The sequence below is a fragment of the Prosthecobacter sp. genome (assembly GCF_044222345.1).
Classification (GTDB): domain Bacteria; phylum Verrucomicrobiota; class Verrucomicrobiia; order Verrucomicrobiales; family Verrucomicrobiaceae; genus Prosthecobacter.
Genome location: NZ_JBGANL010000013.1, coordinates 19,508 through 32,044, shown reverse-complemented (window position 1 = coordinate 32,044; position 12,537 = coordinate 19,508). Strand labels below are relative to the sequence as shown.

7 protein-coding genes are annotated in these 12,537 nt (G+C 60.6%); 2 read left to right on the top strand and 5 right to left on the bottom strand.

The genetic code is table 11. From position 1 onward, the window contains the following. Positions 1–56: 56 nt before the first annotated feature. On the top strand, positions 57–881 hold the full coding sequence (locus ACILSL_RS09365; RefSeq protein ID WP_395731750.1) for an MBL fold metallo-hydrolase: 825 nt from the start codon (positions 57–59) through the stop codon (positions 879–881). A 21-nt stretch (positions 882–902) separates the two neighbouring features. Next, positions 903–1,787 (top strand): NAD(P)-dependent oxidoreductase, encoded by an 885-nt coding sequence (locus ACILSL_RS09360; RefSeq protein ID WP_395731749.1) that lies wholly within the window; start codon positions 903–905, stop codon positions 1,785–1,787. Between the two features lie 31 nt (positions 1,788–1,818). On the opposite strand, the gene ACILSL_RS09355 is transcribed toward ACILSL_RS09360, so the two are convergent. The 5 genes from ACILSL_RS09355 to ACILSL_RS09335 all read right to left on the bottom strand — a co-directional run bounded on the left by ACILSL_RS09355 (position 1,819) and on the right by ACILSL_RS09335 (position 12,495). After that, positions 1,819–4,512 carry a carboxypeptidase regulatory-like domain-containing protein gene (locus ACILSL_RS09355; protein WP_395731748.1) on the bottom strand — a complete coding sequence of 898 codons (2,694 nt, stop codon included), beginning with the start codon at positions 4,510–4,512 and terminating at the stop codon, positions 1,819–1,821. After that, the gene (locus tag ACILSL_RS09350) at positions 4,509–7,226 is read right to left on the bottom strand and encodes a hypothetical protein (protein WP_395731747.1); all 2,718 of its coding nucleotides are present in this window, start codon (positions 7,224–7,226) and stop codon (positions 4,509–4,511) included. The genes ACILSL_RS09355 and ACILSL_RS09350 overlap by 4 nt, the downstream gene beginning before the upstream one ends. Positions 7,227–7,326: 100 nt before the next feature. Continuing rightward, positions 7,327–8,712, bottom strand: coding sequence for a DUF1501 domain-containing protein (locus tag ACILSL_RS09345; RefSeq protein ID WP_395731830.1), 1,386 nt, complete (start codon positions 8,710–8,712; stop codon positions 7,327–7,329). Between the two features lie 5 nt (positions 8,713–8,717). Further along, entirely contained in the window at positions 8,718–10,100 is a 1,383-nt protein-coding gene (locus tag ACILSL_RS09340) for a hypothetical protein (protein WP_395731746.1), read from the bottom strand. Positions 10,101–10,107: 7 nt separating this feature from the next. Further along, entirely contained in the window at positions 10,108–12,495 is a 2,388-nt protein-coding gene (locus tag ACILSL_RS09335; protein WP_395731745.1) for a PSD1 and planctomycete cytochrome C domain-containing protein, read from the bottom strand. Positions 12,496–12,537 lie beyond the last annotated feature (42 nt).

Sequence of the window (12,537 nt, the reverse complement as noted above, 5' to 3'; positions counted from 1 at the left end):
GATCGGCGGCACATAGCCCTTGCCTTCGCCGTCAGAACGCCTTGAATTCGCCACCCATGCTGATCCCCCTCGAAGACCTGTTTAATGATGTGATCGCCAAGTCCATGCGTGGACTTGGAATCAATGACGCCGAACTCGCCGCCCGCTCCGGCGCGAGTGTCGAGGACATCGCTGATGCCAAATCCGGCAAGGTGGATGACCTTGTGCTGCGCAAGATCGCCCCCCACCTGCAGCTTGAAGGCTTGTCGCTGGTGGCCATGGCTCACAATGAATGGCGTCCAATCCCCGTCAACGTGTCCGGTCTGGAACAGTTCAACACCACGTACCACGACATGACGGTGAATGCGTATCTCGTCTGGGACGCAGAAACGAAAAACGCGGTGGCATTCGACACCGGAGCGGACGCCACCCCCATGATCCACTTTATCCAGAAGAAGGGGCTCAATCTCAGCCTCATTTTCCTCACACACACCCATCCGGACCACATCATGGATCTCGCCAAACTGTCCGCTGACGGTGCCGTCACGGCCTTTGTACATGATAAGGAACCCTGCCCCGGTGCGAAAACCTTCAAGCTCAGCGACACCGAGGCGTGGGAATCCGGTGGTCTGCGCATTGAGGCACGCAGCACCTGGGGCCACTCGAAGGGCGGCATCACCTATCTTGTCAGTGGTTTGAAGCACCCCATCGCCATCGTGGGAGACGCCCTGTTCGCCTCCAGCATGGGCGGCGGCGTGGTTTCGTATGCTGATGCCCTCGCCACCAACCGGAAGGAGATCTTCACCCTGCCAGACAGCACGGTGATCTGCCCAGGCCACGGGCCCATGACCACCGTCGGCGAAGAAAAAGCCCACAATCCGTTTTATCCAGAGTTCAAATAAACCCAACCAGCCCAACCCATCATGTCCCAAACCGTAGCATTCGTCGGAGTCGGTAAAATGGGGGCCAACATGGCCCGCCGTCTCAAAGATTGTGGTTATAACGTCACTGCTGTTCTTGATGTAAACACCCAGGCAGCCGCCGATCTGGCTGCTGAACTTGGTTGCAAAGCCTGCACAAAGCTGGCCGACGTCACCGCCGCCGCCGATGTCATTTTCACCGTGGTGACCAACGACTCATCGATGCGCGGCATCTTCCTCGGCAGCGGGGACAGTTTGCTCACAAACGCCAGCGACAAGATTTTCATCAACTGCGCCACACTGTCTCCGGCGATTCATCGTGAAGTCTATGCTGCCGCGGAGGCTGTCGGTGCTCACAGCCTCGAAGCCTGCATGGCCTCCTCCATCAGTCATGCACGCGAAGGGAAGCTCTACCTCATGCTGGCGGGTGATGAAGCCACCTACCAGCGGGTGCAGACCATGATCGAGCAGATGAGCGTGAACCGCCGTTTCATCGGTGGTCCGGGCCGGGCTGCCGAAGTGAAAGCCCTCGTCAACATGGTGATGAACATCAACACCGCCGGTCTGGCCGAGGGTCTGGGACTCGCCGCCGCCCTCGGTCACGATCTGAACATGATCCGCGAGGTCTTCAGTCAGACCGGTGCCAACTCCCGCGTGCTGGAAACCGACAGCGCCGACATGGTGGCCCGCGAGCACGACTGCTGGTTCTCCGCCGAGCACGCCGCCAAGGACAGCGGGATTGCAGCCGAAGTGGCAAAGAGCGTGGGACTGAACCTGCCGCTCAATGACGCGACCAAGGCACAGTATGAGAAGATGGTCGCGCTGGGTCTCGGCGGACTCGATAAATCGGGCATTGCCGAGCTCACGTTTAAAGGACGGCACGCTTGAAGCTGACCCGTGGCGCCGCAGAGAGCCTGCTCTACTGCGGCGCAGCGCCCAACTTCAAGACTTCCAGCTTTTTGCCCACCTTGTGGCGTTGCAGTTCGCGACCGCCGGCAGAGGGGCGCATGATCAAGGTCTGACCGATGCGGACGGGAATCATCGCCTCTTCGCCAGCCTCCAGCGAGCGCACGAAGATTTCATTGTCGGCACCCGGTGACAGACCGAAAATTCGCACCGAACCCGTGTGGTTGTTGGTGATGACGACCTCGGCGGGATCACCCGCGTTAGGCGGAGGTTTGGCGGCGGTGGCCTCTGGCGGCAACGGCTTGAGCGGAGGCATGCCGGTGCTTTCGGGAACTGGCTGCGCGGTCCTGACCGAGGGCACCGATGCAGGCGCATTCGTTGCAGGAGAGCGGAGGCTGATGAACGCCGGCTCCTTGATTTCAGCCGCTTTGGCCGTGTTCGCGGGACGCTTGGGCTCCTTCGCGGCGCCGCAGTCAAACTGATCCAGCAGCTCCTCGCGGCGCACTTCAAGAGGCAGATCGCGATAGGTTTTCAGGGAGCGCCCGCGCCGGACCAGATTATCAATCTCAGGCGTACTGAATGTGGTGGGATCAAACGATGCCGTGCGCTGACGGTCGAGCGTTTCAAACTCCTGGGTCAGCACGCCCCGGCGCTGTAGCTTGAGGTTCAGATCTGTCTGAGCGGCACCTGCATTGCGATTAAACTGCGCCTGCAAATTCGCCACGTTTGCGCCCATCTGCACATTCTGGTTTTGAATGACCTGCATCTGCTGGCGGATCTGCTGAATCTCCGCCTGATGCTGCTGGATCTCCACCATGATGGCCTGCGTACCCGCGCCCGGCTGCTGCATGCCAGGGCGCATGCCCGGCTGCATCGTGGGAGATTTCGGCATCTGCTGCTGCGCAGCCCCCTGAAGCCGCACCTGGTCCTGCGCCATGCAAACGCTGATCTGCTGCAATCGCGCGTTCAGCGCCTGCAGTTGCACCGCATTGGCCTGCTGCTGCTGGGTGAAGCCGGTCACCTGAATGCGGTACTGCTGGTCAAACTGGTTCACCGTGGCCTGCAGCGTCTGGATGTCGGGATCAAGTGCGGCCACCTCCTTGCTGATCGCGGCCTGCCGCTCCGCCAGGCGTGCGACCTCTGCGTTGCGCTTTTCCGTAACGCCCGCCATCAGGGTGCTGCGCGCCGCATCCTCCGCAGCTTTGAGCTTTCCGTATTCAGCCGCCACATGGTCACGCCCCTTCGTGCATTCGGAGAGAAGGTCGCCTTTAAAGGCAGCGAGCAGGTCTCTTTCCAGCAGCACGGCATCGCCAGCGCCCACCTGATCTTTCCATGGTCCCTGGATCAAGCCCAGACCAACGCCGCAGACATGCGCCGTGTCCTTCGCCGCCTGGGTGGATGCACGAGTCGAATAATGATTCTGCGCCAGTGAGCGAATTTCACGAACGGCCTCAGCAGTCTGATGCAGGCACAGGTTCATCCAGAGCCGCACCTCACAGGCTCGGTCCCAGGTGGTGCTGTCGCTTTTCTTGCCAATCGCCGCCGAGAGGCTCTGCTGCGCTGCTGCGTAATCCCCCGCACTGAGCAAGGCGAGCGCATGGGCGTAGTTCACGCTGCCATCTTTGGGGTCCGCCTTCATCGCACGCTGATAGGCACGCTCCGCCGCGGCCTTCGCCTGTGGCGACGGCCCCCAGCCTTCGTTCACGATGGCGCGCACATAGCCGTGCAGGAGTTCGTTGCAGGGTGTGAGCTCAAAGATGACGTCTCCATCCTTGTCACACTTCACCGTCAGCTCCCCAGTGAACGGCTCACACTCGGGGGCGTCGATGGCGACGGTGTACCTTCCCTCCGCGAGATCCCTGGCGCTGTATTCGCCCTTCGCATTCGTCACGAAAGGTTGATTGAGCGGTGTGGGAAGGTTTCCCGCAGGCTGGAGCACGAGCCTGGCATTCGCCACAGGCACACGGGCATCATTCGAACGGTCATTGCCACTGCTGATGCGTTTCACGACGAGCACCGCCAGATCGCACTTCTCTCTTTTAGGCGGCGTCTTTGACAGGAGAAAATCATGCACGTATTCGAGGGTGCCCTGTGGCACGGTGAAGCCACGCCCGGCATCCTCCGGTGCAAAGCCGGCTGCGGTGACGCGATAAGCGTAATCGGCTGGCGGCAGATTTTTGATCTCGTAGTAGCCGCCGGGTGAGCTGGCCGTGGCAGTCGCCACCACCCTGCCACCCGGGCCTGAGAGCAGTTCCACTTTCGCTCCGGACACAGGTCCGAGGTTGTCGCCTTTTTCCGTCTGACCATACACCCGGCCATGCACAGCGGGCTGAACGATATTTGACTGCGGCGGCGAGCCGCCGGGCTTTGCCTCGCGGGTGAGGAGGAAGTCATGCACAAACTCGCGTGTGTCCTGCGGCATGGCAAAACCGCGCATTTCATCTTCATCACGGAATCCGGCTGCGGTGACCTTGTACCGATAAGCCCCCGCCGCCAGCGTGGCGATCTGGTAGTAGCCGTACTCGTTGGTCGTCACAGTCGACGAAGCGGCGCCCGCCTCACTTTTCAATTCGATCTTTGCATGGGCCACCGGGCCGAGGTTTTCGCCCCTTTCATCCTGACCGTAAACGCGACCATGCACGCTGCCATCCGCCGCAGGCAGCAGCGATGCGCCGAGGAGCATGAAAAGAGGCAGGAGCGTTTTCATGGCGTGTTGTCAGGAACGAGACGGACTCCGAGCACACTGACGGCGTCCGTCGCATCGGCGGTATTCAGTGTCACCATGTAGGTTAACGTGACATACATGGTGCCGGTGCCCGCCTGAGCGGTATAGGCGGCAAAATTAAAGGCCGGAGGTCCAGCGAATGAATAGCTGCCGCCATTCACAGGATCGAGCGGGTAGCCGACAAAGTTGTTTGCGGCCATGCGGTCAAACCGCAGCGGCATGTCCACCAGCAGCAAAGGCTGGGATTTGGCCAAGGGAACCGCCGGCACCAGGCTGGTGGTTTGGAGCGTGAAGAACGGCTGTGCACCAAAGGGCAGCGGCATCACATTGCCGGCCGAATTGCGCCGGATGGGGCCGCTGCTCAGCTCTGCACGCGCGAGCACCTGGGCCTTGGTGGCAGGTGAAGAACCACCCACAAACGCAATGTACGCCACGGCGCGCAGTCCATTGGCCGCCGCTGGCAGCGGCACCAGCCCCTCAAACCTGACAGTGATCATCTCGCTGCCATTGCCGGTGGGGCGTGCCGCCGTGCTCCACGCGGGCAGTGTGACTGCAGGGATGTTTTCATGACTGGCAAAGAGGAGACCAAAATGACTGCCATGCTCGGCGGTGAGGCTCCAGGCATTGCGAATGGCCAGCGGATCCGCCAAGGCCATGCCCTGCCATTTTAAAAAGGGCGGAGTCACTGCGGGTGTGACCTGAAAGCTTGGCGCTGGTGCATTGCCTGGGCCGAGCGGTGGCAGAATGCCGCCGCGTTTCAGCCCCACATTCGCCGTCGTCGTACCCGCCGGAAACAAGGGCAGCAGCGAACCATTGGCCGCTGTGATCACATTCCCCCAGGGACCCAGCGCTGTGACACGCGGCTGCACATACAGGTAGAGCGCTTCGGCGGAGCCGGCAGTCAGCAAACCGGCGATGGCAGCACGGTTGATGGGGGGCATCACCGCACTCGTGGCTCCGGGAAAACCACCGATCTTAGTCGCCATAGGAGTGATCAGCACCGGAGCGGCCTTGTGCGGCAGCACGGCAAACAGATCGACGCGCCAGGAGGCGATGCTGGAAGTGTTGCCGCCCACATTCCATGTCACGGTCACCGCATCACCATCACACACGATCGGTGTGGCAGGAGCAATACGCACCCCGCTGATCAGCGGTGCCGCAGGCGGCGGCAGAGGGAAGAGCAATTGAGCCAGTGCATTGAGCAGCGGGAACAGGTCGCCCCCCGGTGGCGGGTAACCACCCGGCAAAATCGTGCGAATCGGTGGCAGCAGCGGGGGCGGTGGGAGAGGAGGAATCGGAGGAACAATCGTCACTGGCGGTGGTTCTGGAGGCGGCACCGCAGGAGGAGGGCCTGGGAGCGTCATGCCGGACTTCCACACCGGCACCTCAGCCGCTGTGGCCGTGGGTCGCATCAGATCGCCCGCTTCATTGAAATAGGCAGCCGGTGTGAGCCAGAGCGCAGTCAGCGTCTTTTGGTCATCCGGTTTCTTATCACTGTCATAAACCACCTGGCCATCGGCCTCGATCTGCACGCTCTGCAGTTGCGCACGATCTGGAATTTTGTTCATCGGCGTGCCGCTGCCAATGATGCCCACGCCCGGGGCGCTCAGGACTTCTTTCGGCAGAGGACTCATCGCCAGCTCAAAGGCCGCGAGATCAAAGAGCTGCGGTTCATTGGCGTCCCGCAAAGGGTCCATCTCCGAGGACAGCAGAAACTTCCGTGCACCGGCCACGAGGTAGACAGGATTGCGCGTTCCCTGCTGCGGGCCTTTGCCGCCTGTGAGCGTGATGCGCAGATTCTCCACCTTGGTGCCCGCCGGTGGAGCAGGATTCAAGGCTTCATAATTCTCCTCAAACCACGGCACCGCCCCCACGACGCGACCACTCAGAGCACGGACCAGTGCATGAGTGGTCTTCAGCTCCGCTTTTTCCTCGTCGGTCAGATTCGTCGCATTCGTCTTCGCCTCATAGTCCGGCAGCAGCTTCATGAGACTGGCACGACTTGATGCCAGTTTCTCCTGAGCCCTCGCATCCACCAGACCATTCGCGGCAAAAAGCTTGCCATTCACCTCGATGCGGTATCCCGCCAGCACCCAGTCACTGCGCCCCTGTGAGGCAAAACCGACGCGCTGCAAATCGCCGCACTTCACATCGGCCAGCAACTGTTGAGAGGTGCGCAGCGCATCAAGACCGGCGTCATCTCCCTTCGCTGAAAATTCAAACGTCGCCATCTGCCCCGGCTGAATGGCATCCGCCAGGTCATCCAACGATGACTTGTGCGGAAACGCTGCAAACGAAGGCTCCCTCTTCACACCACCCAACGGATACAAGCGCAGCGGAAAGCCAAGCCCGAGATGCACATCCACGGGCTCGCTCAGAGCCGCCCCATCCGTACCAACCCCCAGCATGATTTTGATCGACGTCACTGCTTCATCTGCCGGCAAGGAGCCTTTCTCAAACGGAGTGCGTGGCAGCCCCTCGTGTTTCACCGGCACTTCAGCCTCTTCGCCAGCAGGCATGGCGGCGGCAGATTGTGCGGGTGGCATCGCCTTTGCCAGCAACGACGGATTCACCTTCGTCACATACAAGACACCGGCTCCAAGAGCTCCGCCCAATAGAAGCCCCATGAACAGCTTGCCCCATCCAGAAGCAGGCTTGGGGGAAGATGCAGGATCATCAGAGAAACCGTCGCTCATGGCATTTTCGGGGTTTGAGTCAGCCTGACTTCATACAGACCAACCTGCATGGAATTGGTTCGATATTACCTCCCAGTCTGGTGGAGGCGCAATCTCAATCTTAGGCAAGAATACCCGCAGCCACCTCGCCGCTGACATTGGTCAGCCGGAAATTTCGACCGCCATACGAATAAGTTAGTTTGGTGTGATCAAGCCCGAGCAAATGCAGGATCGTCGCATGCCAGTCGTGGATGTGCATGGGGTTCAGCTCGGCTTTGTGGCCCACTTCATCCGTGGCACCATAGGTGAGGCCGCCTTTCACACCACCACCGGCCATCCAGATGGAGTAGCCTTTGTGATTGTGATCGCGGCCATCCCCGCTCTGCGCATACGGTGTGCGGCCGAACTCGCCGGCCCAGACGACGAGGGTGTCCTTGAGCATGCCGCGTGATTTCAGATCAGTAAGCAGGGCGGCAATCGGCTGATCCGTGGAAGCACAGTTCGTGGCCAGCAATTCGCGCAAACGGTTGTGATGATCCCAGTTCCCGGGAGATGCGATTTCGATGAACCGCACGCCCGCTTCCGCCATGCGCCGCGCCAGCAGGCACTGCCGTGCAAACTGATCCTTCCCCTGCCCGATGCCGTAAAGTTTGAGTATGTGCTGCGGCTCGCCCCGCAAGTCGAGCACTTCGGGAACTTCGCTCTGCATGCGGAAGGCGAGTTCAAACGATTCAATGGCGCCTTCGATCTCCGGATGAAAACCATCACGCTTCAGCTTGCGCTCGTTCAAGCCGCGGATGAGATCAATCTGCGCCCGCTGAAGATCACGCGGCAGACTGGCGTTTGCGATGTTCTTCATAGGCGGCCCCGGAGCCGCATCCTTGTTTAACAAGGCCGCATAAAGCTCAGGCAGCTGCGACCCGCCAATGCGCGTCCCCTGGCAGATCGCCGGCAGAAAAGCGCTGCCGTAATTTTGCGCGCCGCCATTGTCCGCCGGAGGATTCAGCGTGATGAATCCCGGCAGATTTTCATTCTCGGTGCCGAGGCCGTAGAGTGTCCATGCGCCGATGGAAGGCCGCACAAACTGAAAGCTGCCGGTGTGCATCTGCCCGAAGGCCTGCGCATGGTTTGGCAGGTCGGTGTGCATGGAATTGATGATGCAGAGGTCATCCGCATGCTGGGCCAGCCTGGGATACAGCGTGGTCATCCACTGCCCGGAGCTGCCGAATTGTTTGAGAGGGTGCACCGGACCAAACAGCTTTGCTCCCGCAGAATCGCGGCCCAGGCTCGCCGTCTGGCCATCGCGCTTGATCAGTTCCGGCTTGTGATCAAACAAGTCCACATGCGAGGGCCCGCCGCGCATGGTGAGGAAGATCACCCGCTTCGCACGCGCGGTAAAATGCGGCGCCTTCGGTGCCAGTCCGCTCTTTGCCTGCGCCAGCGCTGAAAATGCCAGCCAGCCGATGCCGGACGACAGCGTCGTCAGCATTTCACGTCGTGTATGCATCGTGTTCATGGCCGGTCTCCTGCGGGTTTCAGTTTCGGATCATCGAGATCGAGGCGGTAGAGAATCTGATTGTAGTCGTAGCGCGGCGTGGGCTGCGCATGGTCCGCGAACTCCTTGGTGTAGGTGCCCTCAAAGCACAGCACCGGCGAGCCTGCAGGCGTGAATTCTGGATGGATGCGCGGATTGTAAAAAGTGTAGTTTTCGTGCGTGAGGATTTTCACCGCCGCGCCCCAGGGGCCGGTCGGAGCATCAGCCTCGGCATACCAAAGCTCGCCAAAGGCGGACGGTTTGCCACGGTTTTCCATGAACACGGTGACCCAGCGCTTGCGAAATTCATTCCAGGTGATCGAACCGCTGTGCGGCTTCACCCTGCCACCCTCTGCGGATGGCAGCGACTCCTGGGGTTTCAGTACCTCCCATGTTTTTTCATCCTGCCAGGCTTCAAAGGTTGCCGGGCAGCGCAACGTCGGCAGCGGATTGCCAAAGAGCACCCACTCCTTCCCTTGGGCGTCTTTCCAAAACGCGGGATGGCCCTCGGGCATCGGTGTCTGCTTCGGTGCCGCTTCGGATTTGGTCCAAAGCACGCGCAACAGATCGAAGCGGCTGGTGGCATCATTCCACACACACAGTCCGGACTCGTAAGCCTCCATCAGCGGCTTGATCTTCACATAGCTGCCGACGAGGTGCGGCGTGCCCTTTTTATCCGGCAGGCTCACATACGCGGTCACCCAGGTGGGACCGCTGCCTGGCATCTTTGCCACACCGCGCTGTCGTCCTTTTTCATCAGTGAAGTAGTCGAACTTCAAACGCAGCGGTGGCTCCAGCGATGCAAGAGGGTTCACGTCTGTGGTGGCGCTGCTCATGTCAAAAATGCCGAGCGGGTAGTTGGGCATGGTGGTGTCGCCCCAGGCCCAGAACAGCCGGCCGCGATGCACCGCGTTCTGCACGCTGTCGCAGCCGAAAATGCCGGAGTCTTTCCAATCGGTGGCAGCACCGAGTTTCTGACTCTCCGCAAACAAACCGGCTCCTGTGAGCCGCCCCAGGCGTTTGGCGATGTTCACCCGATTCACCTCAACGCGCAGCGTTTTACCCGGCTCAGGAGTGAGACGTACGCCCCGCATGCCAAAGCCGTCCCGCGGCACCTCGTAGCCATGACCGATGACATCAAACCACACCTGCTTTCCCATCAGCTCCGGGGCGTCCAGGGCGATGACTCCCGCGTTGTCTGTGACGAAACGCATTTGATGCGTGGTTCGCAACTCGATGAGCGGCACGGGCCAGCCGCCGCCTTTTTCCACCACCTCAATGCGGCAGGGTGACGACAACGGAGCGGCATGAAGCAGCGAAACCAGCAGGCACGTGGAGAGGATGAGAACGTGTTTGAACATGGGAATTTCAATCAATGAACCGGAACTCTGCGCTCGACAGCATGGACTGGCAGAAGGCCGCGAGGAGTTTGGATTGATCTGCGGTGTGGGTCTGGAAGAAGGCGTTCGCAAGCTGCTGTTCCTGCGCATCGGGAGGGCGATTGAAGCAGAGCAAAAATGCGCGGTGAATGCGATCTGGAAGGGTGGATTTCTCCAAGGTGAGACGCCGGGCGAGAGCGGCGGCCTGTTCCTGGACAAACGGCCCGTTGAGCAGGTAGAGCGCCTGCAGCGGCACGTTGGTCACATCGCGATCACCGGTGACGAGATTGGGATTCGCCACGTCGAACTGCTCCAGCACATCGGGCAGATGATCCCGCAGCACCGGCAGATAGACGGCGCGGCGCTTTGAGCCATCGAGATCCGAAGGCAGCTTGGTGTTGAATCCAATGAGCGACACCGACTGCCCGTCCAGCTCCGACACGAGTGAGCCAGGTCTGCGCGAAGCATCGAGCTCACCTGCGACCGAGAGCATCGAATCACGAATCACCTCCGCGTCGAGACGACGCTTGCTGGCTCGCCATAGCAGGCGGTTGTCCGGATCTTGATTGAAGGCTTCGATGCGATGTGCGGATGACTGGCGGTAAGTTTCCGACATCACGATTTCCTTGATCAGTTTCTTGACCGACCAGCCACCATCCATGAAGCGTAGAGCGAGATGATCGAGCAGTTCCGGATGACTTGGCCTCCCGCCGCTGAAGCCGAAGTTATCAACGGTGCGGATGATTCCTGCACCTAACAGGTGACGCCACACACGGTTCGCCATCACGCGTGCGGTGAGCGGGTTTTCACGAGTGACGAGCCACTGCGCCAGCTCCAGCCGTCCGCTATGCTCCTTCGGCAGGGAAGCCTTGATGCCCATGACCTGGGGAAAGCCGCGCGGCACCGTCTTCACCGGATGCGCAATCTCGCCACGATCATAAAGCTGCGAATCATAGATGTGCTTCGCGTCCTGCACACCCATGCACAAGGGCAGCGCCCGGCCTTGGTCATCGACGGTTTCAAGCTGCCCCTCAATGCCGCCGCGAGTCCAGAGAATGCGAATGAAATTGGTGAGGATCTTGTGATATTCGCCGCTGATGTCGCGGCCTTCGGCCTTCGCTTTGACGACGTACGCGTTTTGCGCAATCTCATCGGCGTTCAACCTGGCCAGGTCATTCTTGAGCTGCTTCACGCGCTCCGCCGTCAGCGTTCGGTTCGGGATCACCTGCCCCGGCAATTCCGGCAGGCGGATGAGGTGACCGTGGTTGTTGTTTTCGGAGTCGATCCAGTTGCCGTAGAAGGTCTGCGTGCTTTTGAAAATGCCTGCCAGCGCGTAGTAGTCCTCCATGCTGAAAGGCTCGGTTTTGTGGTCATGGCAGCGTGCGCAGGCCACCGAACTGGCAAGCACGGCGCGGGTGACGGTGTCGAGCTGTTCGTCAGCCACGTCGGCAGCAAACTGCGCCGGGTTCATTTCATTCAAGCCCTTGGGACCCATGGCGAGAAATCCGGTGGCGATGAGCAGCCGGGCGCGCTCCGCATCTCCCTGCGCTGGAAGGAGGTCGCCGGCGATCTGCTCGGTGATGAAGCGGTCAAACGGCACATCCGCATTCACCGAGTCGATCACGTAATCTCGATACCGCCAGGCGTGCGGGAAGGTCAGATTGGATTCACGGCCGTTGGATTCTGCATAGCGCGCCACGTCCAGCCAGTGGCGGCCCCAGCGCTCGCCGAAGCGCGGACTGCGCAGTAGTTCATCCACCGTGGCCTCCAGCTTCTCCATGGAAAATGCCGCCGCCTGCTCCGGTGTCGGCGGCAGGCCGATGAGATCGAAATACAACCGGCGCAGCACCACGACCGGTTCCGCCGCAGGTGCGGGTTCAATCCCCTGCTCCTTCAACTTCGCGCGAATGAATCCATCAATCGTTCCCGCCACCTTCTTGGGCTTTTGATAGCTCCAGAACTTCCGCCCGGACTCCACATCCACCGGCGGACGCTCCGCTGCCTTCACTGCGGATTCACGCGGATCAGCCGCGCCCGCTTTGATCCAGGTTTCAAAGTCCGCGATGACGGTGGACGGAAGCTGCGGCTTTTTTGGCGGCATTTCGAGATCGGGATCACTGTGCTTGATCGCGGTGAGCAGCAGGCTCTTGGCGGCATCGCCCGGCACGATGGCGGGCCCGGTGTCGCCGCCGGTGCGGATGCCCTGTCTGGTGTCGAGCATCAGGCCGCCCTTCGACTTGCCGGACTCGATGGAGTGGCATTCGTAGCAGTGCTTGACCAGCACCGGACGGATCCGGGACTCAAAGAACGTCACATCCTCCCCCCGCACGCAGCATGTGCAGAAGCAAACAATGAGAAATGGCAAAGCAGGCTTCATGGTGGGAGCAGCCGGAATGGAATTAATCAACGACTGTACCTG

What these genes read in the sequence shown, in the direction of transcription:
- ACILSL_RS09365 (WP_395731750.1), top strand. Translation starts at nt 57, where the DNA reads ATGCTGATCCCCCTCGAAGACCTGTTTAATGATGTGATCGCCAAGTCC.
- ACILSL_RS09360 (WP_395731749.1), top strand. Translation starts at nt 903, where the DNA reads ATGTCCCAAACCGTAGCATTCGTCGGAGTCGGTAAAATGGGGGCCAAC.
- ACILSL_RS09355 (WP_395731748.1), bottom strand. Translation starts at nt 4,512, where the DNA reads ATGAAAACGCTCCTGCCTCTTTTCATGCTCCTCGGCGCATCGCTGCTG.
- ACILSL_RS09350 (WP_395731747.1), bottom strand. Translation starts at nt 7,226, where the DNA reads ATGAGCGACGGTTTCTCTGATGATCCTGCATCTTCCCCCAAGCCTGCT.
- ACILSL_RS09345 (WP_395731830.1), bottom strand. Translation starts at nt 8,712, where the DNA reads ATGCATACACGACGTGAAATGCTGACGACGCTGTCGTCCGGCATCGGC.
- ACILSL_RS09340 (WP_395731746.1), bottom strand. Translation starts at nt 10,100, where the DNA reads ATGTTCAAACACGTTCTCATCCTCTCCACGTGCCTGCTGGTTTCGCTG.
- ACILSL_RS09335 (WP_395731745.1), bottom strand. Translation starts at nt 12,495, where the DNA reads ATGAAGCCTGCTTTGCCATTTCTCATTGTTTGCTTCTGCACATGCTGC.